We start from the raw sequence: 25,028 nt of genomic DNA on the forward strand, positions 1-25,028 counted from the left end.
CTGTTGAAATATATAATGGGAAACCGGATATGCATTTGTGTATCCGGTTTTTTTATAAAGTTACTGCATGATTGTAAATCTGCAGTACGTCTTCAATCTCGTTGAAATCCGTTTTATTGTCATCTGCATATTTCTTTAGTTCCTCTTTATGGTCGGGGAATGCTTTGAGGAATTGCTTTTCATTGAGGAAACGGAATTGTTTTCCGTTACGCTCTATCCGGAATATTTTGTCGATACGACTGAGAATCAGCTTTTCTGTTTCCAGCTTATGGGTAGTGTTTCCTGACTGGAAAGAGGAATAGGAGTCGACCGCCGATGTTTCCGAGCGCCCTCCGTAACCGACCTGTTTGCCTTCCCATTTTAATGCACCTCTGTATTGGACGAAAATAGGAGGGTCTTTTTGCAGCACTTCGGTTGCCCCGTCTTTCGTTGGAAGAAAGATTCTTTCGCCTATCTTGATGGTTGCCACCATCTCCGGTTCAGAGAATTCTTTGATATTGTTATTGTCGTGCTGGTCCTGAAAAAGGAACTTTTTGATGAGGAGGCTATAGTTTAGCGGTACATTGAATGTCCGGCCATCCTTGTAATAAACATATCCGTTTTCAAAGTTACGCAATAAGAATTGTGCACTGTCGATTTGCGCAGCCAACTTATTACTTCCGGAGATAATAGCCAATAATAGTATAATAATGAATCTACTCATAATATTATGATTAAGCTTAGCATATGCAAGAATAGGAAAATAATACTGAAATTGCAATATTAAACGGCTAAAAATGAATAAATTGTTATCTCCTTATGATTTTGGTAGAAATAAAAAAGCCGCCTCTTTTTACGGAGGCAGCTTCTATTATAGGATTGTGTAATATACTAATTACTTAACCAAGCTAGCGAAATCGCTGTTAGTTGCATATTTTGCAAATTCCAGATCGATAGCAGCTTCTTTAGCCATAGCTTTGTCAGCAGCGATAGCAGCTTTCAGGTTGCTGATAACTGCGTTTACATCGTTTGTGCGTGCTGCAACAACAGCCTTCAGGTAAGAAGTAGTTGCATCAGGTTTAGCAACAGCGTTCAAAGTTTGAGAAGCTTTGCTGTAGTCTTTTACTAAAAGCTGAGCCAAAGCAGCGTTATTAGTCTTAACAGAACCGAAAGAGTTAACAGCTTTAGCATATTCGCCTTGTTCCAGATAAAGAACACCCAGAGCTTCGCCTAATTCAGCAACACCTGCAGCATTACCGAACAATTGCTGAGCTTTTGCCTGATCACCCTTAGTCAGAGCGATCAAACCTAAGTTCATGTTAGCTTCGTTGTTAGCCTTAACAGAGTTAGACTTGTTGAACATTTGTTCAGCCTTAGCCAGGTCACCAGCCTTGAATGCCATCATACCGATGTTGTTCCAAGTGCGGTAGCAGTTAGGATACAGTTCAGAAGCTTTTGTATAGATAGCCATCTTTTCGCTGTCGTTGTTAGTTAATGTGGCAGCGTAAAGAATTTCTTCGATATTCAGTTCAGAAGGATTGCTCTTAGCCAATGCGCTGATTTCGTCGTCAGACTTACCGATGATTTCGATGTTAGCAGTCAAACGAGAACGACGCAATTGCGGAAGGATAGTTTCAGCCAGATCAGAATAAACAGCAGAAATGTTTTTGATTTCTTTTTCTCTTGTTTCAGGATCCTGGTACATAGAGATAACTCTTAATACAAGGTCTTTATCCTGCAAGTTGGAAGCAGATACCAATTCTTTGAAGCCTTCCCAGTCCTGAGCAGTGTAACGAGCGTCAACCGGAGCATCAACTTTCATTTTCTTCAATTCTTTATTCAGATATTTAGAAGTATTGCCTTCACGTCTTTCGGCCAAGCCTGTGTTCAGTTTAACACCACCATCAGGAGAAGCGTAAGCAGAGATTTCGATTGCTACGTTCTGGTTAGGAGCTTCATCAGCATTTTTAACCAGGTCTTTCCATTCTTTGATAGCATCAGAGTTCAACTCTTTAGCACGAAGTTCAGCCTGCTGGATAAGGAACATAATGTTAGCATCGTGAGCTTCTTTGATGATGCGCTGGAATTTGTCAGCAGCGATAGCTGCAGTTGCAGTAGCAGCATCAGCCAATTCAGAAGTAGCGATTACGCCTTCACCGATTTTTACGTCCGGTAATTTAACTGTTTTGTTCTTGATCTTTGCGTCGAAAGTCAGGTACAGTTCAGATTTCTTCATTTCAGGTTTGTAAGTGAAAGAAGATTTCATTGTTACGTTACCACCTTCTTTTTGAGCGATAACCTGATTGTTACCTTTTACTTTTTCACCTTGATAAGTGTAAGATGTTCCCCATGCTTCACCACCGGCATAGCGGAGAACCGGAGTTACAGTTACAACGGCTTTCTTGTTGAACCATTTTGCAGGGAAAGTCGCGTTGATAGTCACGGGTACTTTGCCTCCGATAGCCTCAAGCGGCTGCGGCTCAGCTTTGATGTACTCTTCAGCTAGCGGTTTCAACTTGTTTGAACAAGAAGAAAGGGTTAAGATTGCTGCCATTACAAAGAATGACAATAAAAACTTTTTGTTCATAATTTGATGTAAGTTTAAAATGTTACTATGTTTATATATTCACTTTCAATTGTCCCTTAGCCATCAAAGTGCAAAACTAAAGCATTTTTTTGTTATGAATAGCAAAGATACGATAAAATCTTTCTAATTAATACTTATTAATGAATCCGGTCTTCTTTTTTTGCTAAAAAGAGTATAAATGACAGGATTTATGGACGCTTTAATCATTTCCATCCAGTACTAATTTAGTTAATTTGTAATGTATTGTTTTCATCTCTTTATCTTATCGGACTCTGCCAAGTGCTTTCTTATTGTGTATTTTTGATTAAAATAAAATCTTTTGAGTAAAACATTCGTTTCCGTAGCTGATCTGTACCAGATAGATACCTGACGTGGCTGTGGTGGCGGTGATGATGTTTTGTCCCGAATGAACAGTGCCGTTCTGTAAAGTTTTTCCCTCCATCGACAGCACTGAATACCGTGCCTGACGGATTGTTTCCGGTAGCAGGACATGAATTGCTTTGGAAGCTGTTTCCACAAATATGCGGATTGGATTACTTTCGTTAATGGAAGTGTTAGCCGATGCCGTATTGTACTGGATGACCGGGTCGATGAATAAGGAAGTACTCATCGGGGAAGCCGGATGGCTGGTAGCTTCTATCCATTGACCTTTATAATTGATCCATACGGTATTTTTACTTGTTTCTCCTTTCGGGAGATTGAATGCCGAAAAAAAGATATTGCCGGCAGCCGATTTGATCTTGTATCCGATGAAGAAATTGCCGGACACATCGATTGGCTCTTTGAAGGTTATAAATGATTCCTGGTCGCGGTTCATCGGCTTGGTAGAATCGATAAAAGCACTTTTGTCATTGAGCGTTACGAATGAGGGGCTGAATGACTCGCTGTATAACAGTGTTTCCGGTTTATCCGAGCCATTGTAGACGGTGATTTCTACTTCAAGGTCACTCATCTTGCTTATAGCCGGATTTACGATGTATGTGCCGTATATTTTAGCGTTGCCTGTTATTTTATAGGCTTCTGCAAATTCGTTCATTCCCAGTGAATTGTTGCCGAAAGCCGGGCCTGTACCGGGAGAGGGGAGAGGTGTTGATTCTATTGTGTTGGCTTTTCCGCTTTCCTTTATATTGCTCAGGCGCAGGCATGGGGTCGCACTGTAAGGATCAAGTCCCTTGCAGATCCGTTCGGAGTTTGTTCCTGCCGGGTCGAGCCATATTTTTAATTGTTTGTCGGCATCCGGAGATGTTTCCCAGTTTTGGCTTAAGGCGAAATAGAAATCGTTATAAGGACGGGGACAGTCGGACTCTCCTCCGGACAGACCTCCGATAACTAAGCCGTTGCTGTCAAATAACCCGGAACCGGAAGAGCCTCCTGCCGTGCTTCCGTCCGACCATTCCTTTATGTGCCAGTGCCCGTTTTTTATAAAGTTTCCTACCGGAGAGTTGAATGTCGTTAATTCGACTTCTTCTGTCGTGTTAAGTCGCTTTACGGTGCCTTCCGGATGATGGATTCCCACGTATGGAGCAGTGCCCTGGTCCTTGGCATTCCAGCCGGCATAATAAGGCTGATAGTAAGCAGGTGGTGTTTCCATCAGTTGCAGTAAGGCCATGTCGGTCTGTTCGTTGGTCGCTTTGAAGCGGGTGGAAGCCATCGACATTTCTTCGGTACCTCTCATAACCGGGTCGCATAGAGGACTTTCATAATTGAAATAGGTGACGATATTGCCTGCAATCATTTCGTAGTCCGGATTCTCGATGTTGAACTGCTTGTTCAAACAATGGGATGCTGTTAACAGGTAAGGTGTACCATCGTTTGATGTATTATTAATTAATGTACCGGTACAAAAATCAGTCCCATTGATAATGAGCAGGACGACGCTTCGGCCTATCTCATTATATTTATCCGTACTTTCTTGCAGGCAGGCCAGGGTTTTTATGCATCCGAGATACGTCCTGCTATATTCTTGCGGTTCGTATCCTCTGATATTACGATAGTCATGGTTTACTTCACCCACTTTTAGCTTGCCATGAAACTGAACATTAGCCGGTTCCTGATATTCGATAACTAATTCATCACCTTGTACCGGAGAGACGGGAAGTATACCCAGTTCGGAGTTGTTCAAATGGTTGAATGCTCCTAATATATGTGTCTGGTCCGGATTGTACAGGAAGAGCTGGGCTCCTTCCGGAATTTCGTATTCAGAAAACAATACATTGATCGAATAGGCACCGGCCGATCGAATGCCCAGCCGCCATACGCGGGTGCCGTCGGCTTGTGTAAACCAGCTGCCCGAGTTATCCGGAGTAAAATCGGTCATGAATTTGTAGGCAAAATGAAAACTGCTGCGCAAATCGCTTTCGTTGAGTGAGTCGATTCGTAATTGTTCAGCGATGTCAAAAGCAGGCATTTCTTGAAACAGACTTCCTGAGCGGGTGCTGAGTATCGTCATCGGAAGTGGTCTGCCTCCGTGACTGATCTGTCCTGTTAAATGGGCGGATACCAACAGGCAGAGGAAAAAAAGAGTGACTAGCTTTTTCATATTCATGCAAATATATGTTTTTCTTTTAATTAATTCTTCCTGTACTACGAACAAATTTGTGAAACCGCTCCCGTATTTCGTGATTTTTGTCTAAGTTTGCCAAGCGAAAAAGAATGATTCTGAAATTGTAAAACCAATATTACATAATTAAATAATAAAGATATGGCAACACCTCCTTTCAAGTATCAGGAACCGTTTCCACTGGGACCGGATACAACAGAGTATTATTTGCTTACAAAAGATTATGTGTCGGTATCCGAGTTTGAAGGACAACCGATTCTGAAGATTGCAAAAGAAGGATTAACAGCGATGGCTAATGCTGCTTTCCGTGATGTGGCTTTTATGCTTCGTCCGGCCCACAACGAACAGGTTGCTAAAATCCTGAGCGATCCGGAAGCAAGCGACAATGACAAATTCGTTGCATTGACTTTCCTTCGTAACGCCGAAGTTTCAGCTAAAGGCCAGCTTCCTTTCTGCCAGGATACAGGTACGGCTATCATCCACGGTGAAAAAGGCCAGCATATATGGACCGGCTATTGTGATGAAGAAGCGCTTTCTCTGGGTGTTTACAAAACATATACGGAAGAAAACCTGCGTTATTCACAGAATGCACCGTTGAATATGTACGACGAGGTGAATACAAAATGTAACCTGCCTGCACAGATCGACATCGAAGCAACCGAAGGTATGGAATATAAATTCCTTTGTGTAGCGAAAGGTGGTGGTTCTGCCAACAAGACTTATCTGTTCCAGGAAACAAAAGCGATCCTGAATCCGGCAACATTGGTTCCGTTCCTGGTTGAAAAAATGAAAACATTAGGTACAGCTGCCTGTCCTCCTTACCATATTGCATTCGTTATCGGCGGTACTTCAGCAGAAAAGAACCTGCTGACCGTGAAGCTGGCTTCTACTCATTATTATGACAACCTGCCTACAAGCGGTAACGAGTATGGCCGTGCTTTCCGTGATGTCGAACTGGAAAAAGAAGTTTTGGAAGCGGCTCACAACATTGGTTTGGGTGCTCAGTTCGGTGGTAAATATTATGCACACGACGTACGTATCGTTCGTCTGCCGCGTCACGGTGCTTCCTGTCCGGTAGGTATGGGAGTTTCCTGCTCTGCTGACCGTAATATCAAATGTAAGATCAATAAGGAGGGTATCTGGATTGAAAAGATGGATTCTAATCCAGGTCGCCTGATTCCTGAAGAGTTGCGTAATGCCGGCGAAGGTGATGCCGTAAAGATCAACCTGAACCAGCCAATGGCCGATATCTTGAAAGAACTGACTAAATATCCGGTATCCACCCGTCTTTCTCTGAGTGGAACGATCGTAGTTGGTCGTGATATCGCCCATGCAAAACTGAAAGAACGTATCGATAAAGGCGAAGGTCTGCCTCAGTATATCAAGGATCATCCTATTTATTATGCAGGTCCTGCCAAGACTCCGGCCGGAATGGCTTCCGGTTCATTCGGTCCGACAACAGCCGGCCGTATGGATTCCTATGTCGATCTGTTCCAGGACAATGGCGGTAGCATGATTATGATTGCCAAAGGTAACCGTAGCCAGCAGGTAACAGATGCTTGTAAGAAGCATGGCGGTTTCTATCTGGGAAGTATCGGTGGTCCGGCTGCTATCCTGGCACAGGAAAGCATCAAGAAAGTAGAATGTCTGGAATATCCGGAACTGGGTATGGAAGCAATCTGGAAGATCGAAGTAGAAAATTTCCCTGCTTTCATTCTGGTGGACGATAAAGGCAACGATTTCTTCAAACAATTGAAGCCGCGTTGCTCCTGTAGCAAATAAGAACAACTTATTATAAGAGGTGAAAGGCCTGTTCCGTTTATTCGGGGCAGGCTTTTTCTTTCTGTTTTCTTCTTTTCCCTGCCTTGTTGTTGCCTGTTCATAGTGATCTTTTCCGATTGAGTTCCTTATGTATTTTATTGCCGATAGCTATACGCAGACTTACTGATAAATATCGACAAGATTACCTATAATTGTCGATAAGCTTACGTATAGCTATCGGCAACAAAATACATAAGGGAATTGAAACATTTTGTTCGGGATGTATTTTTTTACTAATAGGATACTAATGAGGATATAGAGTCAACGATTATTGTCTATTTGTTAACGAAAAGGAGGATTGGTAGGCTAATTGACAGATCGATGTCTGATAGTTGTTTGATAAATAGGATGTTTGTGTGTTGACTTAAAAGAGTATTCTTCTTTTATTGATTTTGAATTTTTGGAGGATATATTGATTTGTTTATGAAAGAACCGGATCGCTGTGTATTGGTTGGATAAACTTTTCATGGTAGCATAGTTCTCTCAGAACTAAGTTTAATACATGTGCAAAATTAGAATATATTTTAATATTATGCGTCTTTTTTTGAAAAAAGATTAACAAATATATTTTATAACATATTGTTGAGTTGTGTACGGTATGATTGCTTCTACATAGCCCCATTGTTTTATTGCATGAAGTCATTGTAAATTAAGTAATGATATTTTAATAGGATAAATGCGTTTTTTATATCTCACACAAATCCCTACATGTTATTATGATTGATATTATGCACGTAGGCTTTCAATTTGTTCTATTAAAGTTGGATGCGGAGTCAACATGTTTCCCCCTTTTTTCTGTGATATTTCCTGATCCTTTACAAAATAAGCGATTTGAAGAAAGTTTCTATCGACATAGTTCTGAGAGAACTATGGGATATTATGAAAATATTCTAAAAACAGGTTGCTGATTAAGTACTGTTTTGGATTAGATAGAAATATTATGTAAAACTCTAAATCAAAATGTAGATGGAAATTAAGCCAGTACAAATTCAATCGCTGTCATTTTCTATTCCGCAAAGAATTGTGAAAGGAGTACAGGTCGCTTGTTTGTTGTCATTTGTTTTGCCGGCTTTTGCTGCGGCTGATTCGAATGATTTGTTGACTGTACGGGAGTCCAAGTATGTGGAAATGCAGCAAACCCAGAAAGTTTCGGGTTCTGTTTCAGATGATTTTGGTCCATTGGTTGGTGTCAGTATTCATGTTAAAGGTACTACAAACGGAACTGTAACTGACATGGACGGGAATTTCTCTTTGGAGGCTAAGCCTGGAGATATTCTGGTAATATCTTATGTCGGGTATCTCACTATTGAGCACAAGGTGACTGCCGGTCCTGTCAATTTATCTATGAAGGAAGACACTCAGAAGCTGGACGAAGTAATAGTCCTGGGGTATGGTACGACAACAAAACGTTCGATGATTGCAGCCGTATCAACAGTAAATGCAGAAGAGATGGCTGCTCTTCCGGTAACAAATATCACGCAGGGGTTGGCCGGGCGTTCACCTGGTTTGATTGTACAAGGTAGCGGTGGTGGTATTAATAAGACGAGTACGGTGAGTATTCGCGGTGGTGGCACTCCGCTCGTTGTTATTGATGGCGTTATTCGGGACTATGGAGACTTTGTTGCTTTAGCTCCCGAAAATATTGCGAATTTATCTATTTTAAAGGATGCCTCGGCTACGGCTGTGTACGGTTCGCGTGCTTCTAATGGTATTTTGCAGGTAACGACCAAGCAGGGAAAAGAAGGAAAACCTCAGATTGATTATAACTTCAACCAAAGCTGGTCTCAACCGAATGTATGGCCTGATAAATTGAATTCGTATGAGCGTGCTATACATCGTAATGTGGCGGCAGCGAATGACGGAGTGACCATTCCTTACAATGACGACGATTTACGCATGTTTGCCGATGGTTCGGATCCGTACGGACACCCTAATACAGATTGGCAAAAAGAGGTAATGAAGAATTTTGCTCCGCAACAGAAACATAATATTACGATTAGTGGTGGTGGTGCGAGCAATACTTATTATGCTTCTATAGGTCATATTAACCAGCAATCGCTGTATAAGAGCGATTCGCATTATATGAAACGAACGAATTTTCAATTGACTCAAACTTCAACTTTTAAATCCATTGGCCTGAAAACAACGGCACAGTTGGATGGTTACATGCAGTTTAAAACACATCCGTATACTTCCACATCCAGCGGATACGGGAACGTATTCTCCCATGTCCAGAATAAATCACCGATGGAGATTGGTCGGAATAAATATGGATTGGTGTATAATAATACAGATAATCCGATCGCTGAAATTTCTGATGACGGTGGCTATATTGATGAAAAAGAGAATGTAGTCAACGGCTTGTTGGGGGTTGAATGGGATCTTCCCTGGGTAAAAGGCCTGAAACTGCGGGCGAAGGGCAGTTATCGCTATTATATAAAGGATAATAAGTCCTGGAGAAAAGATGCAGCTCAGTATGCATGGGATTCTCAAGAGCCTACATATGCTTCAAAACCACAGTTGAGCCAGTATGGGGAATTGGGAAATTCCTGGACCTTACAGTATTTTGCCGAATATAACCGTACGTTTGGCAAGCATTCGGTAAGCGCCTTAGGAGGTTACGAATATACAAGCGGTTTTGGACATAGTATGGGCTTGGTCCGTAAGAATTATGATTTCCCGATTGATCAAATTAACCCGGGACCTTCTTCGACGATGGAAAACTCCGGCGGTGAATGGGAAAATGGCCGGGCCGGTTGGGTCGGACAGGTCAAGTATAATTATGATAACCGTTATTTTGTAGAAGCCAGTATGCGTTATGACGGGTCGGATAATTTTCCGAAAGATCATCGTTGGGGTACTTTTTACTCTGGTTCGATCGGTTGGTCGCTGGCAGATGAAGCTTTCATGGAAACCATACGCGAAAAACATATTTTCGATATGTTGAAAATACGTGCCTCTTACGGACAAGTGGGTTTGGATAACTGGGGAAATGACGGGGATACGTATCACATCGGACGTTTTGCCTATCTGACATCTTACGGATTAGGCGGCCAGGAGTATGTAATGAATGGTGAGTATGTACCCGGTTTTTGGGAAGGGAGCTTGCCTTCTCCTGATTTGACTTGGTTTACCACTGATCAGTTTGATGCCGGATTCGATTTTAGTTCGTTGAATAATAGATTGTACGGCTCTTTCGACTATTTCTATTATGCAACCAAAGGTTTCTTATATGCACCGGATGCATTGGATGTTGGTTATACCGATCCGTTGGGTGTATCGCTTCCTAAAATATCGACAGATGGGGAACATCGTCGTGCCGGTGTGGAGTTTCAATTGGGTTGGCGCGATGATATTGGTGATTTCCATTATGATGTAGCCTTTAATTTTACAAAATTTGATGAGTTATGGGCTAACAACCCGTCTGAGTCACTTGAAAATAAGAAAAATCCTTACAAGCGTACAACCCAGCAACGGGGATATGCCGGTGTCTATTATGAGAATATGGGCTTTTATAAGGATGCAAATGATGTATATAACAGTGTGCAACGTACAGGTTCCCACTCACTAACGGCAGGTGATCTTAAATATTATGACTTTAATGGGGATGGCGTTATTGATGGGGCCGACCAGCATCGTTTGGGTAAAAGTAGTTTCCCGCGTGCCAACTATGGATTGAACATCAATTTATCTTATAAAGGATTTTCTTTCAGTACCCTCTTTCAGGGGGCAACCCGTTTTGATATGTATTTAGGTAGTGTGCTGATGATGAGTGATGCCAATACCGGTTCAAGTCCTACCTATGAGTTTCAAACGGACTATTGGACACCGGAGAATACTGATGCCAAATTTCCGCGTTTGTTGTCTTCTACCGGAAATAATGGTTCTAATAATACAGTCGGAAGTGATTTCTGGTTGATTAACGGAGGATATTTGCGAATGAGAGATATTCAGGTCGGATACGATTTCAAGCGTATACTATTGAAGAAGACCTCGTGGATCACTCGGTTGAATGTGGCTTTGAGCGGACAAAATATTTTTACTATTTCGGAGGCAACAAAGTACGGAATTGACCCTGAAAACGGATCAGCCAACCGTTATGATTATCCAAATGAGCGCGTGTTCGCGATCAACTTTGGTATAGGATTTTAATTGAAAATAAAAACAGAACTGATATGAATAAATATTTAAAATATGGTTTGCTGTGTTTCACTGGTGGAGTTCTCGCTACTTCTTGTGATGTGATGGATACAAAACCGATGGAATCGTATGATGAGGATTTGGTGTGGTCTTCCAAAGAAACCGCCGATGCTTTTGTGACAGAGGTGTACAAATCCTCGGTAGCCCTATATGCCGGAGAGTATGCTTATCTGGAATCATATACACCGAATGGAATCCATAGCGATTTGACAAACCTGGATGCTTTTCCTACTGAAGTGGGGATGGACCGGACAACGAATATGGGATTCGGCTATTTCGCTAATTTAAGGAATTGTAATTTGATTATCGAAAAAGCTGCCGCTGCCACTGCACTTACAGAGGCACAAAAGTCGGAATTGATTGCCGAAGGTCATTTCCTCCGTTCGTTAGTGAATTTTTATCAGACGCTTTGGGAAGGTCGTTTTGTTCCAATCATGAAGGTGTTGACCCCCGAGTCTACAGAAGATTTTAAGACCCCGCTGACTGCTAATGTAGCAGAAAGTTATAAACTGGTAATTGACGATATGAATGCTGGTATTGAAGGACTTCCTGAAGAATCGGCTTCAGGACGCGTCAATAAGTATGTAGCTTATGCTTTTCGTTGTCGTGCAGCGCTCCAAGCTTATGCTTATACGAAAGATGCGTCTTATCTGGATATGTGCATTGAATCAGCGAATGCTGTTATTAATTCTGGTAAATATACATTGAGCAGTAATTATGGCGAGATGTTCCAAAAGGCAGGAGCTTATGATAATGAGATTATTTTGGGTTATTACCGTTTGGAGAAGAACACGAATTGCGGTTCATTCAGTGAAATGATTAGTTGTGTGCCGAATGTAAATAATGATGAAATAGCCAATTCAAATGCTTCTCCATTATTTAAAGATGCTGGCGGACGTTCGTTTGAAGGCTGGGCCAGTTATTTCCCGACACAGGATATGGTAGACCAATATCTTGTCATTGATGAAGTGGATGGAAAGGCAAAACCTTGGAATGAAACGGCACAGTACAAAAATAGTGTAAAGGAAGAAGACCCCTCGGCGTTGCAGGTCGGTGATTTTGTCAAAGTTGAATTGACTGGGCGGGTAGTACCGGATGAAGATGATATGGGTTCTACCGAAAAGGGGAAAAAGATTGTACGTTACGGACGTGTAACGGATGATTCCCGTATCAATGAGATTATGTATAATAATCGTGACAAACGTTTTTACGGAACGATTGTGTATGATTCTTGTACTTGGTTAAGCGGCGAGCTAGTGACACTTTGTTGCCAGGGTAATTTGTGGGCCGGTGTACGTAAAGACCAAGCGGATTCCTGGTATACTACGGCATCTGGTTATTATTGGAGGAAGAATGTTTATGAAGTTTCTCCTCGTTTTTATGTCTCGAATAATACGGATTATCATTTTGTATTGGCTCGTTTAGGAGAGATGTATATGAACCGTGCTGAAGCTTACTTGCTGAAAGGCGAAATAGATAAAGCAGTAGCAGATTTGAATGTGACACGTACACAACATGGCGGATTACCTCCTTCTATGGCTGTAACGGAGGAAGAGGCATGGCGGGATTATATTCGCGAACGTCGTGTTGAAATGGCTTATGAAGGTAATTTATACTGGAGTTATTTGCGCTGGGGCAAATATGGCGGATATGCAAATGAAGGGGAAAAGGCTAATGGTGTTATTCAGGCGTTAAACCGTCCTGTCCATAAGATTCAGATAACAAAAGACCGTAAGCGTTATTTCATTGGACAGATCGTAAGAAACAGAGCCTGGAACAGAAATTTTACAACAAAACGTTATTTAATGCCTATTCCGCAATCTGCGATTGATAGACGCGCAGCGAGTGGAATTACTGATGAACAGAATCCGGGTTGGTAAATTTAAAAATGAATATGAGTATGAAAAAATATAGTTATTTGTTATTCTTGTCCATTCTTTTCACTCTATCTTCTTGCCTTACGGGAGGATTGGAAGATCTGCCTGAGTTTGAAGAGAATGAGATTAGCGGGGTACAACGTGTAGAGTATCGTTATATAAGCGATGAGGTTTCGAACGCAAGCGGACAGCAGATCGTGAAAAAAGTCGAACTTGGACGATCTAATATTGTTATTGATAAGGAGGCTAGTACAGTTAGTCTGGATGTATCAGTTCCTGCTGCCAATGAAGGATCTTTTCCGGCGTCAGAGTGGGAGAAATGTTCAGTAAATAATATAGGTGTGATGGTCACTTTGTCTACGGCTGCCAGAATTACTCCTAAAGAAGGATCGCCTGCTTTAGGTGTTCCTGGTGATTGGTCTAAACCCAATAAATATCTTGTAACAGCAGCTAATGGAGAGCAACGGGAGTGGACGATTACAATTGTTAATTTTACGAAGTAAACAGTCCGTTTTTTCAATATAATTTTTAGGTGGGGGATTCTATAAAGAATCCCCTTTTTTGTCAAATGGTTTCGATATCCGTAACAGTTTTCCACGAAGATATGTACCAATCAGCTTTCCGGATAGTACAAAAAAGAGCTACCCTTCGCAGGATAGCTCTTTATATATAAATGTATAAGAAAGTTGTCTATTAACGATCGTTACGGTTGTTGCGGTCTCCGCGATCCTGGCGAGGGCCACGGTCCCCACGTTCCGGTCTCGGACCTCTTTCAGGTCTTGGCGGACGTTCTTCGTAACCTTCTGGTTTCGGAAGCAATACTTTGCGTGACAGTTTGAACTTGCCTGTTTTAGCGTCGATGTCTACCAGTTTAACCTGAATTGTATCACCTTCTTTCAAACCTGCCTGTTCTACTGTTTCCAGACGTTTCCAGTCGATTTCAGAGATGTGAAGCAGACCGTCTTTACCCGGCATGAATTCAACGAATGCACCGTAAGGCATGATAGAAGAAATCTTTCCTTCGTATACTTCACCGATTTCAGGAACGGCAACGATACCTTTGATCGCTCTGATAGCAGCATCGATCGTATCTTTGTTTGTTCCGGAGATTTCGATCTTACCTACACCGTCAACTTCTTCAATTGTGATAACAGCGCCGGTCTTTTCCTGGATACCCTGGATAATCTTTCCACCCGGGCCGATCACTGCGCCGATAAATTCTTTGCCGATCGTCATTGATTCGATGCGCGGAGCGTGCGGTTTCAGTTCGGCACGTGTTTCCGGCTGAGCTTCCATGATTTTACCCAGAATGTGCATACGGCCTTCTCTTGCCTGAGCCAATGCGTTTTCAAGGATTTCGTATGACAGACCGTCTACCTTGATATCCATCTGGGTAGCTGTGATACCGTCTGCTGTACCTGTTACCTTGAAGTCCATGTCTCCCAGGTGGTCTTCGTCACCTAAGATATCCGACAGGATGGCATAGTTCTGACCTTTGTTTTCAGAGATAAGACCCATTGCGATACCTGATACCGGTTTCTTCATCGGAACGCCGGCGTCTCTCAGAGCCAGTGTACCAGCACAAACAGTTGCCATAGAAGAAGAACCGTTTGATTCGAGGATATCGGAGATTACGCGTACGACATAAGGGTAGCCATCCGGAATCATGCGTTTCAAAGCGCGGTGAGCCAGATTTCCGTGGCCGACTTCACGACGTCCTACGCCACGTGATGCTTTTGCTTCACCGGTTGAGAACGGAGGGAAGTTATAATGTAATAAGAAACGTTCTTTGCTGTGGTTCAGTACGTCGTCAACCATCTTTTCGTCGGCTTTGGTACCGAGTGTAACAGTTGTCAGCGACTGAGTTTCGCCACGCGTGAAAACTGCTGAACCGTGAGGTCCCGGAAGGTAATCCGTTTCGATCCAGATCGGACGGATCTCCGTTGTTTTACGGCCGTCCAGACGTTTTCCTTCGTCAAGGATAGCGCGGCGCATGGCTTCTTTCTCTACATCGTGGTAGTAACGGCCGATCATTTCGGCTTTAGCTTCCAGTTCTTCTTCAGAGAAATTAGCTTTATATTCTTCTATGATTGCCTGGAAAGCATCGAAACGCTGGTGTTTGTCCGTACCCGATGTTGCAACGGCATATGCTTTTGCGAAACATTTGTCATGTACGTCTTTGCGCAGTTCTTCGTCGTTTTCTTCGTGGCAGTATTCGCGTTTAACGAGCTTGCCGCAAGCTTCCGACAGTTCAAGCTGAGCCTGGCACTGTACTTTGATAGCTTCGTGTGCAACCTTGATTGCATCCAGCATGTCTGATTCCTGTACTTCAGACATTTCACCTTCAACCATCATGATGTTGTCGATTGTTGCAGCAACCATCATATCGATGTCTGCTTTATCCAATTCAGAGAATGTCGGGTTGATAATAAATTTACCATCGACACGGGCTACGCGAACTTCAGAGATCGGTCCGTTGAAAGGTATATCTGAAACGGCCAGGGCAGCAGAAGCTGCTAAACCAGCCAATGCATCCGGCATATCTTCGCCGTCAGCAGAGAACAATATAACGTTTACATATACTTCAGCGTGGTAATTGTCCGGGAATAACGGACGCAAAGCGCGGTCAACGAGGCGCGATGTCAGGATTTCATAATCGGAAGCCTTTCCTTCTCTTTTTGTGAAACCTCCGGGAAAACGGCCAAATGCGGAGTACTTTTCTTTGTATTCAACTTGCAGCGGCATAAAGTCAACACCGGGATTTGCATCTTTAGCGGCACAAACAGTAGCCAGCAACACAGTGTTGCCCATACGTACGGTAACCGCACCGTCCGCCTGTTTTGCCAATTTCCCGGTCTCGATGGTGATGGTTCTTCCATCAGCCAACTCGATCGTCTTGTTAATTGGATTAAGCATAATCTTCTTTCTTATTTTTCTATCTGTAAAAATTGGTGCAAATGTAATGAAAGTTTACCTGTAAACACATGAAAATGAAAATAAAAAACATCAGAAAAGCCCTTTTTTATAAAAATAAAAGGAAGATTTTGAGAATAATAGTGCCACAATTGTAAAATAATGTATATTTGCATCGGAATTACGAACATTGTAAAGAAAAAAGGATGAAACAAATATCTGCGCAATTACTGGTTATTTTCGGAATTTGTATGCTGTTGTTTACTGCATGTAACAAGGCATCGGATTTTACAGTGAAGGGAGTTGTATCCGGAGCCGACGGTCAGACAATGTATCTGGAGAATGTGGGCATATCAAATATCGAATTGTTGGATTCGGTGAAACTGACTGCTGCCGGTAAATTCAAGTTTACCCATAAACGTCCTGAATTTCCGGATTTTTATCGTTTACGTCTGAATAATCAATTGATAAATTTTGCGATCGACTCGGTTGAGACAGTTACTTTTGCTGCTGATGCCGGAACGTTTGCCACTTCTTATTCCGTTGAAGGATCTGAAAACAGTAAAGCGATCAAAGCGATCACCCTGGCCCAGTTGGATGCAAACCAGGCGATCGGTCGTTTACGTAAAGAATATGAGGATAAGCATATTGCTGATACGACATACCGTGCAAGAATCCTGGAAACAGCAGAGGCTTATAAGGATGTGGCCCGTAAATATATTTATGCAGCCCCGATGTCGACAGCTGCTTATTTTGCTTTGTTTCAACAGATCGACGGACTATTGTTCTTTGACCTCTATGACAGAAATGATGTAAAGGCTTACGGAGCAGTAGCTACCAGTTACGATCATTTCTATCCGGGAAGTCCGCGTTCGAAACATCTTTACAACCTGACTTTGCAGTCTATGAAGGTGCTTCGTGCACAGCGTCCGGTAAATCTGGATGATGTGAAAACGACTGAAGTGAGTTTTCTGGATATTGAATTGCCGAACCTGAAAGGGGAGGTGGTTAAACTATCTTCTGTGGCAGAAGGAAAGCCGGTTATTATTAATTTTACAGCTTATCAGGCTGAATGGTCCCCGGCATTGAATATGGCTTTGGGCGAATTATATACGCAGTATCATAGTCAGGGCTTGGATATTTATCAGGTGTCTCTGGACTCTGATGCTCACTTCTGGAAGAATGCGGCTTCAAACCTGCCTTGGGTAGCTGTTCGTGATCCGCAGTCTGTCTACTCTCAGATAGCCGGATTGTATAATGTGAAACAACTCCCGGCGATCTTCATCCTTGACCGCAAAGGTAATCTGGTTAAACGGGTGGATGACGTGAAAAATCTGGCGGCAGATGTAAAAGCTGTACTTTAATATAGTAGCTAACAATCAGATTTATATGTTGTAAAGCACTTGTGAGGGTTTGTGCATTTTGAAAAGATGTCTTATCTTTGCAATGTCTAAAATAAAGAGAAAAAGGAGTTCCGGCCAGGTTGTTGGTCGGGATTCTTTTTTTATTATGCAGTAATAAATATTAATTTTTAAATCAATAATTAGGAGGATTTAGTATGGCTGTTAGTTATATGACAGAAGACGGCTACAATAAGATTTTAGCTGAAATCAACTATTTGGAAACCGTGAAGCGTCCTGAAATTTCTGCCCAGATTGCTGAAGCCAGGGATAAAGGTGACTTGTCTGAAAATGCAGAATATGACGCTGCAAAGGAGGCTCAAGGCATTATGGAAGCAAAACTGGCCCAGTTGAAGGGGTTGATATCTAATGCACGTCTGATAGATGAATCACGTGTTCAGACTGACGAAGTTCAGATTCTGAATAAGGTGAAGATCAAAAATACGAAGAATAATATGGTAATGACATATACATTGGTCTCCGATTCGGAAGCAAACCTGAAAGAAGGAAAGATTGCCGTGAGTACACCGATTGCAAAAGGACTGATGGGAAAGAAAGTTGGAGACGTGGTGGAAATCAAAGTTCCGTCCGGATTGATGACTTTTGAAATAATGGATATATCAATTTAATACAATAAGATATGGCAACAATATTCAGTAGAATAGTGGCTGGCGAGATACCCTGCCATAAGGTTGCGGAAGACGAAGAATTCTTCGCCTTCCTGGATATTAATCCGGTTGCAAAAGGGCATACTTTAGTGATTCCGAAGAAAGAAATTGACTATATTTTTGATCTGGAAGACGCATTGTTAGGGCGAATGATGGCTTTTGCCAAGCGTGTGGCCCGTGCTCAGGAAGCGGCTATTCCCTGCAAGCGTGTAGGGATAGCTGTAATGGGATTGGAAGTGCCTCATGCGCATATCCATTTAATCCCTATAACAAAGGAATCGGATATGTATTTTGGAGGCGAAAAAATGACAATAACTCAGGATGAGTTGGCAGCGGTAGCTGCCTTGATAAAAAAAGCGTACAAATAATTGGTCAAAGGCTTTTTTTATTGGAAATAATACGTATATTTGTAACCACTATTTCTGCATAGTTTTAGAACGGCAGAAATAGTGGTTTTTTAAATGATTCATTAGTGGTTTTTACTCATAAATTTGTTAACCTTAGAAGAAAGGCCCCTCTGAGACAGAGCGGCCTTCTTTTTTTAACACACAAATTATAAACAAATCTTTTTATCTCCCTATATATGTATTGAAAAATTAGAGTTATGCCATAAGTACGGACTAAGTGCCGGTAATCCCAAGTTCACAAAGTAAATGATACTTCCAATAAGTGCTAGTATCCAAATGACCAGTAGTGTCCATTTTGCCGGATTAGGTAATGGTTTCAAATTGAATAATTGACCGAATATGGCAAAAAGTAATGCTATTGCAGGTATTCCGATCAGTAAGATGATACCGATACAGCCTATCACTGCCATATAAACGGGAATTCCGTTGTAAAGATCCATTCCGAAAGGAGAAAGCTGATATAATATGCCTGCACCTCCTCCAATCAGGGCGATTGTTATAACAAACAGTATAAATACGACCAGTAAGAGAGGAGGGAGCAAAATGATACCTACCAAGACTGCTCCGAATTTTAAGAGGAAGCCGAATACTGTGACAAATAGATCAGCTATTTTCTGAAAAAAACTTCTTGGTTTATCTGAACTTATATAATCGTTTACGTTATTGCTGACTTTTTCAAATCCATCAGTAACGGTTTGTCCGATGGTTTCGAGCGTTACGCTTTTACCTCTCATGATCAATCTGTCTGCGGCAGTCCTGGCCAACGGCATGACCATCCATAAAACAATATATAATATAGCCATCCAATGTACGACCGGAATGAATAACAGCAGAATCATTGCCAGTCTGACAGCGGTGGCGTCCCATCCCATATAGGCTGCAATACCGGCTGCTACACCACCGATTACCCGGTTGTCCGGGTCACGCATCAACTTTTTCTTGCCGGTAATGACCTGTTCCTGATAAGTCCGTTTCTTAGCATTCTCTTTTTCTTCTTCAGTCTCTTCCTCGAATATCTCTTCCGGTTTACCCATGCGGTTGATCACCTCTTCTACATGTTCGATCGTGATCACCTCATGTCCCAGGCGTACCCGTTCACCGAACAACTCCGAAATACGCATTTCGAAATCGTTCATGATCTCCTCGGAACCTTCTTCTTTACGGAAATGTATACGTAAATTAGAAAGATATTTATCCAGTAACTGGTATGCATCTTCGTCAATGTGGAAAACAGTTCCTCCCAAATTAACTGTAAGTGTCTTCTTCATTGTTTTCTAATTTTAATTGTTTCTGATGTGGTTTATTGTATCATTTAGTTCCTGCCAGGAGTTTTCCAGTTCACCGAGGAATTCTTCCCCTTTCGAAGTGAGTTGGTAATACTTACGGGGCGGTCCCTGCGTAGACTCTATCCACTGATAACTTAACAGTTCACTGTTCTTTAAACGGGTCAAGAGCGGATATAAAGTACCTTCTACTACAATCAATTTTGCTTCTTGTAACTTCTGAATAATGTCAGAGGTGTAAGCCGGCTCTTTTTTGAGAAGCAACAGGATACAATATTCCAGTGTCCCCTTTCTCATCTGTGATTTTACGTTCTCTGCATTCATCGCTTATAGTTTTATGCTGCAAATATATGTATTGCCTGTGTACTATGCAATACATGCTACTGTAATTATCCTATTTTAACATCTTTCGGGTGGCGGTCTGCCTGTATTTCTGAATCCATTTTTGCACAAAAAGTGCAATTGTGTGTAAAAAAAGGAGCGAAAGTGTTGCTATTCAGTAGGAAACCCGTACTTTTGTTGTATCAATTCAAAAAGAAGAATTATGGTTTATTACCACTATGCCGAGTTAATTCACAGACAGGCTGAAAAGTATGGTTCACGTACAGCTTTAAAATACCGTGATAATGAAAGCGGGAAATGGTTAAAGATCTCATGGAGAGAATTCTCAGAGAAAGTAATGCTTACAGCAAAGGCTATGGCTGAGTTTGGGATAGAAGTACAGGAAAAGATCGGTATCTATTCTCAAAATATGCCGCAATGTTTATTCACAGATTTCGGTGCATACGGAAACCGGGTGATTTCTATCCCGATGTATGCAACTAACTCTCCTGCTCAGATAGAATATATTATTAATGATGCGGAGATACATACGCTATTTGTGGGTGAACAGTTGCAATATAATAATGCCTTTAAGGTACAAAAAGAATCTGCCGTCTTAAAACGTCTGATTATTTTTGATCCGGCCGTTAAGTTGAATCCGGAAGATAAGACTTCTATTTATTTTGATGACTTTCTGCGTCTGGGCGACAATGCACATGCCGAGACTACTGTAAAGATCCGTATGAATGAGGCTAGTGCTGATGATGTGGCTACTATTATGTATACTTCGGGCACGACCGGTGAATCAAAGGGGGTCGTTCTTCATCATTTTAATTACCTGGAAGCGATGCGTATCCATGATATCCGCTTGCCGATGGTTAATGACAAGGATACATCTATGTGTTTCCTTCCGCTGACCCATATCTTTGAGAAGGCATGGACTTGCTATTGTCTGCATAAAGGGGTGAAGATTGCGATTAACCAGGATCCGAAGATGATCCAGAAAACATTGCCGGAAGTTCATCCGACGCTGATGTGTAATGTGCCGCGTTTCTGGGAAAAAGTATATGTGGGAGTACATGAGAAAATCAATTCCTCGGCACCTTTCATGAAGAAGATTTTTATGGATGCGATAGAGACTGGACGTCTGTATAATCTGGAATATAAGAATAAAGGTATCGAAGCCCCTTTCTGCCTGAAAACCAAATTTAAGTTTTATGATAAGACTGTCTTTACCCTACTGAAAAAAGTGCTGGGTATTGAAAGAGGACGTTTATTTCCGGTTGCAGGGGCTCCGTTGTCTGATACGGTGAATGAATTCCTTCAGTCCGTTAATATTCCTATTGTCTATGGGTACGGATTGAGTGAAACGACGGCGACAGTTTGTTTCTATCCGGAAATAGGTTTTCAATTCGGTTCGATCGGTGAAATAATGCCAGGAGTAGAAGTTAAAATAGATGAGAGTAACGGAGAAATTCTTGTCAAAGGTAAAACAGTTACTACAGGTTATTATAATAAACCGGAAGAAAATGCGCGGTCATTTACTGAAGACGGCTTTTTCCGTACCGGGGATGCCGGACGTATGGAAGGAAACATTTTGTTCTTTACGGAACGCATCAAGGACCTTTATAAGACCTCAAATGGTAAATATATAGCTCCGCAAGCAATAGAAATAGAAATGGGGAGCGATAAGTATATCGAACAGATTGCTGTTATCGGCGACCAGCGTAAATTTGTCAGTGCTCTGATCGTGCCGGCTTATGCTTTGCTGGAAGAATATGCGGAAAAGAAGGGTATCGCGTATAGTAGTCGTGAAGAACTTTTGGTCAGTAATGAAATCATCCGCCTGATAGAGTCGCATATAGAGGAACATCAGAAAAATATGGCTTCTTACGAGAAGATCAAACGGTTCACTCTTCTTCCCCAGCCTTTTACGATGGAGGGGCGTGAGTTAACGGATACATTGAAATTACGTCGTCCGGTTGTTTTGCAAAAATATGCGAATGAGATTGAAGCGATGTATGCAGAGTAAACTGACAATTAATTTCCTATCTTTGCACAAAATTTAAAATAAGAAGAAGATTATGATAACATCAGACCAACTACAGAATGTGTTGGAGCGCGAGAACGCGCTGAGGGGGTATCTTTGACATAGATGGTAAGACCATCCAGTTAGAAGAAGAAGAACTGCGTACACAGGACCCCGGCTTCTGGGAAGATGCCAAACGGGCAGAGGCTCAGATGAAGAAAGTAAGAGAACTGAAGAAGTGGATCGAACTTTACAACGAGGTAAATGCAGCAGCAGAGGAGTTGCAGTTGGCTTATGAATATGTAAAAGAAGAGATTATCACCGAAGATGAAGTCGATGCGGCTTATGCCAAGGCTTTGGAGTTGGTAGAGAATCTGGAGTTCCGGAATATGCTTCGTGACGAGGCAGACCAGATGAGTTGCGTACTCAAGATCAATTCCGGTGCCGGTGGTACGGAAAGTCAGGACTGGGCTTCCATGCTGATGCGTATGTATTTGCGTTATGCGGAATCCCATAATTATAAAGTATCCATTGCGAACTTGCAGGAAGGTGATGAGGCGGGTATCAAGACTGTCACGATCAATATTGAAGGCGATTATGCTTTCGGGTATCTGAAAAGTGAGAATGGCGTGCATCGCTTGGTTCGTGTTTCTCCCTACAATGCACAGGGAAAACGAATGACATCTTTTGCATCTGTATTCGTTACTCCGCTGGTTGATGATACGATCGAGGTAAAGATTGAAACAGCGGCTATTTCATGGGATACTTTCCGTTCAGGCGGTGCTGGTGGACAGAATGTGAACAAGGTGGAATCAGGGGTACGCTTGCGTTACCAATTCAAAGATCCTTACACAGGTGAGGAGGAAGAGATCCTGATTGAAAACACTGAAACGCGCGACCAGCCGAAGAACCGTGAAAATGCGATGCGCCAGTTGCGTTCTATCCTGTACGATAAGGAATTGAAACATCGTTTGGCAGAACAGGCAAAGATCGAAGCCGGTAAGAAGAAAATTGAGTGGGGATCACAGATCCGCAGTTATGTTTTCGATGACCGTCGCGTCAAAGACCATCGTACAAACTACCAGACTTCCGACGTAAATGGTGTCATGGACGGCAAGATCGATGAATTTATCAAGGCTTACCTGATGGAATTTGGCGGTGAGGAAGCTGCTGAAAAGTAAAGTTTTTACAAGAATACTTGCAGAATCCGATTAAAAGTCGTAATATTGCACCCGATTTCAGAGCAAGCCTCTGAAACACCGGTCCTATAGCTCAGTTGGTTAGAGCACCTGACTCATAATCAGGGAGTCCTTGGTTCAAGCCCAAGTGGGACCACGTTGAAAAAGCAATTATCGTATTGATAATTGCTTTTTTTGTATTCATGTGAAAGCAATGTGAAAACAAAATCATAGTTGTCTGTGGTGTTATGCAGGTGTTATTATATAGAGCTTACTTTTAATCCTGTAGAAGACGCAGAATCCTAAATGGGAGATTACTTAGAATTCTGCGTTTGATCAAAATGTTTTAGAAACCATTTACCGCTTCAGCAGATGCGCCGGCTTCTGTCGGCCATCCGGGGTTTTGGTATAATGGTGAGATGGTATAGTCTATATTTCCACTGTTACCCGAAGATGTTATGTTGAACTGGCTCATTCCGATGGGAGATAGATAATAGGCTGCCATCCAGCCGGAGGCCGTAATTTGAACTGTGTCAGCTAAGGAAAAGAATAAAATATTAACTTTGCTAACACAGTTTATTTTATGAGTGAAGAATTTGATTTTGAAAGTATCAAGAACAAGGCTCTTGAACAGTTGAAGTCTGGTAAACCCTTGTTAGGTAAGGACGGTGCTTTTGCTCCGTTGTTGGAGAGTATATTAAATGCTGCCCTTGAAGGTGAGATGGACGCTCATCTTTCTGAGGATGAACGCATGAGTGGCAACCGTCGTAATGGCAAGATGCAAAAACAAGTACAGACTTCGATGGGAGAAGTCACCGTATCTACCCCTCGTGACCGTAACTCCACCTTTGAGCCCCAGTTCATAAAAAAGCGTGAAACCATTCTTGCGGAAGGTGTTGCAGACCGCATCATCGGACTGTATGTTTTGGGAAACAGCACACGTGAAATAAGTGACTGGATGGAGGAGAACTTGGGTAATCGTGTGTCTGCTGAGACGATTAGTGCCATCACCGATCGTGTACTTCCGGAAATAAAGGCATGGCGTTCCCGTAGCCTAGACAGCGTTTATCCGATAGTCTGGATGGATGCCATTCATTATAAGGTAATGGACGAGAGAGGCTGTGCCGTAACCCGTGCGATTTACAATGTACTGGCTCTGGACAGCGAGGGACATAAGGATCTGTTAGGGATGTATATCTCTAAAAATGAGGGTGCGAACTTCTGGCTGAATGTATTGACAGACTTGCAGACCCGTGGTGTCTGTGACATACTCATAGCTTGTGTTGACGGATTGAAAGGCTTCCCGGATGCTATCCAAAGTGTGTTTCCTGATACTATTGTCCAGCTCTGTATTGTCCATCAGATACGTAACTCCGTCAAGTATGTCGGCAGCAAGCACCAAAAAGAGTTCATGAGGGATCTGAAACATGTCTATGGTGCGGTAAATAAGGAATCCGCTGAGACAGAACTTCTTAATCTGGAAGAAAAATGGGGTGAGAAATACCCTATCGTTATCAAGTCTTGGCAGGATAACTGGGAAAGGCTTACTGAATACTTCCAGTTTACGTCGGATATACGACGTATGATTTATACCACGAATACAGTCGAGGGATATCATCGTCAAATACGTAAAGTCACAAAAAACAAGGGCGTGTTCCCTAACGACACCGCCCTTGAAAAGTTGGTTTATCTCGCTTACCGCAACATACGTAAGAAATGGACCATGCCCATAGCCAACTGGGCGGCCATCGCACAACAATTAGCGATAAAGTTTGGAGACAGATTTAAATTGTTGTAACTTTACG

General features: G+C 42.2%; 17 protein-coding genes and 1 tRNA gene. 11 read left to right on the forward strand and 7 right to left on the reverse strand.

The window, feature by feature from the left end:
• Positions 1-52 precede the first annotated feature (52 nt).
• From C825_RS03185 to C825_RS03195, 3 genes are all read right to left on the reverse strand, one after another.
• Complete coding sequence (locus tag C825_RS03185; RefSeq protein WP_009860741.1) at positions 53-703, reverse strand: hypothetical protein; 651 nt, start codon at positions 701-703, stop codon at positions 53-55.
• Positions 704-874: 171 nt separating this feature from the next.
• Positions 875-2,566, reverse strand: a complete 1,692-nt coding sequence (locus C825_RS03190) for a tetratricopeptide repeat protein (RefSeq protein ID WP_009860742.1) — start codon at positions 2,564-2,566, stop codon at positions 875-877.
• A 304-nt stretch (positions 2,567-2,870) separates the two neighbouring features.
• Positions 2,871-5,111, reverse strand: coding sequence for a T9SS type A sorting domain-containing protein (locus C825_RS03195; RefSeq protein WP_010801380.1), 2,241 nt, complete (start codon positions 5,109-5,111; stop codon positions 2,871-2,873).
• 156 nt (positions 5,112-5,267) lie between these two features.
• Between C825_RS03195 and C825_RS03200 the strand changes: the two genes are divergently transcribed.
• From C825_RS03200 to C825_RS03215, 4 genes are all read left to right on the forward strand, one after another.
• Positions 5,268-6,908: a fumarate hydratase gene (locus tag C825_RS03200; RefSeq protein WP_009860744.1), complete on the forward strand. Its 1,641-nt coding sequence runs from the start codon at positions 5,268-5,270 to the stop codon at positions 6,906-6,908.
• A gap of 1,005 nt (positions 6,909-7,913) precedes the next feature.
• Complete coding sequence (locus C825_RS03205) at positions 7,914-11,099, forward strand: SusC/RagA family TonB-linked outer membrane protein (RefSeq protein WP_010801381.1); 3,186 nt, start codon at positions 7,914-7,916, stop codon at positions 11,097-11,099.
• A 23-nt stretch (positions 11,100-11,122) separates the two neighbouring features.
• The gene (locus tag C825_RS03210) at positions 11,123-13,027 is read left to right on the forward strand and encodes a RagB/SusD family nutrient uptake outer membrane protein (protein ID WP_010801382.1); all 1,905 of its coding nucleotides are present in this window, start codon (positions 11,123-11,125) and stop codon (positions 13,025-13,027) included.
• A gap of 20 nt (positions 13,028-13,047) precedes the next feature.
• A complete protein-coding gene (locus C825_RS03215; protein ID WP_009860747.1) occupies positions 13,048-13,527 on the forward strand; it encodes a DUF5018-related domain-containing protein in 480 nt (159 codons plus the stop codon).
• 190 nt (positions 13,528-13,717) lie between these two features.
• On the opposite strand, the gene pnp is transcribed toward C825_RS03215, so the two are convergent.
• Positions 13,718-15,940 carry a polyribonucleotide nucleotidyltransferase gene (gene pnp, locus C825_RS03220; RefSeq protein ID WP_009860748.1) on the reverse strand — a complete coding sequence of 741 codons (2,223 nt, stop codon included), beginning with the start codon at positions 15,938-15,940 and terminating at the stop codon, positions 13,718-13,720.
• A 203-nt stretch (positions 15,941-16,143) separates the two neighbouring features.
• Between pnp and C825_RS03225 the strand changes: the two genes are divergently transcribed.
• The 3 genes from C825_RS03225 to C825_RS03235 all read left to right on the forward strand — a co-directional run bounded on the left by C825_RS03225 (position 16,144) and on the right by C825_RS03235 (position 18,373).
• On the forward strand, positions 16,144-17,301 hold the full coding sequence (locus tag C825_RS03225; RefSeq protein WP_044214987.1) for a TlpA disulfide reductase family protein: 1,158 nt from the start codon (positions 16,144-16,146) through the stop codon (positions 17,299-17,301).
• A 194-nt stretch (positions 17,302-17,495) separates the two neighbouring features.
• Positions 17,496-17,966, forward strand: coding sequence for a transcription elongation factor GreA (gene greA, locus C825_RS03230; protein ID WP_009860750.1), 471 nt, complete (start codon positions 17,496-17,498; stop codon positions 17,964-17,966).
• Between the two features lie 11 nt (positions 17,967-17,977).
• On the forward strand, positions 17,978-18,373 hold the full coding sequence (locus C825_RS03235) for an HIT family protein (protein ID WP_009860751.1): 396 nt from the start codon (positions 17,978-17,980) through the stop codon (positions 18,371-18,373).
• Positions 18,374-18,582: 209 nt separating this feature from the next.
• Here C825_RS03235 and C825_RS03240 read toward each other — a convergent pair whose 3' ends face one another.
• The gene (locus C825_RS03240; protein WP_010801384.1) at positions 18,583-19,680 is read right to left on the reverse strand and encodes a PspC domain-containing protein; all 1,098 of its coding nucleotides are present in this window, start codon (positions 19,678-19,680) and stop codon (positions 18,583-18,585) included.
• A 12-nt stretch (positions 19,681-19,692) separates the two neighbouring features.
• Positions 19,693-20,019, reverse strand: coding sequence for a PadR family transcriptional regulator (locus C825_RS03245; protein WP_009860753.1), 327 nt, complete (start codon positions 20,017-20,019; stop codon positions 19,693-19,695).
• A 220-nt stretch (positions 20,020-20,239) separates the two neighbouring features.
• Between C825_RS03245 and C825_RS03250 the strand changes: the two genes are divergently transcribed.
• From C825_RS03250 to C825_RS03260, 3 genes are all read left to right on the forward strand, one after another.
• The gene (locus C825_RS03250) at positions 20,240-22,048 is read left to right on the forward strand and encodes an AMP-dependent synthetase/ligase (protein ID WP_010801385.1); all 1,809 of its coding nucleotides are present in this window, start codon (positions 20,240-20,242) and stop codon (positions 22,046-22,048) included.
• Positions 22,049-22,100: 52 nt separating this feature from the next.
• Positions 22,101-23,226 (forward strand): peptide chain release factor 2 gene (gene prfB, locus C825_RS03255; protein ID WP_121719448.1). Its coding sequence is split into 2 segments (ribosomal slippage): positions 22,101-22,163 and positions 22,165-23,226, totalling 1,125 coding nucleotides; the frame shifts between segments, so codons are not numbered across the junction.
• 80 nt (positions 23,227-23,306) lie between these two features.
• Positions 23,307-23,380: transfer RNA gene (locus C825_RS03260), tRNA-Ile, on the forward strand.
• Positions 23,381-23,569: 189 nt separating this feature from the next.
• Here C825_RS03260 and C825_RS03265 read toward each other — a convergent pair.
• Entirely contained in the window at positions 23,570-23,728 is a 159-nt protein-coding gene (locus C825_RS03265) for a hypothetical protein (RefSeq protein WP_154278431.1), read from the reverse strand.
• A gap of 78 nt (positions 23,729-23,806) precedes the next feature.
• On the opposite strand from C825_RS03265, the gene C825_RS03270 reads away from it, so the two are divergent.
• Complete coding sequence (locus tag C825_RS03270) at positions 23,807-25,021, forward strand: IS256 family transposase (RefSeq protein ID WP_010801386.1); 1,215 nt, start codon at positions 23,807-23,809, stop codon at positions 25,019-25,021.
• Positions 25,022-25,028: the final 7 nt, after the last annotated feature.

The organism is Parabacteroides sp. ASF519 (assembly GCF_000364265.2).
GTDB lineage: Bacteria > Bacteroidota > Bacteroidia > Bacteroidales > Tannerellaceae > Parabacteroides > Parabacteroides goldsteinii.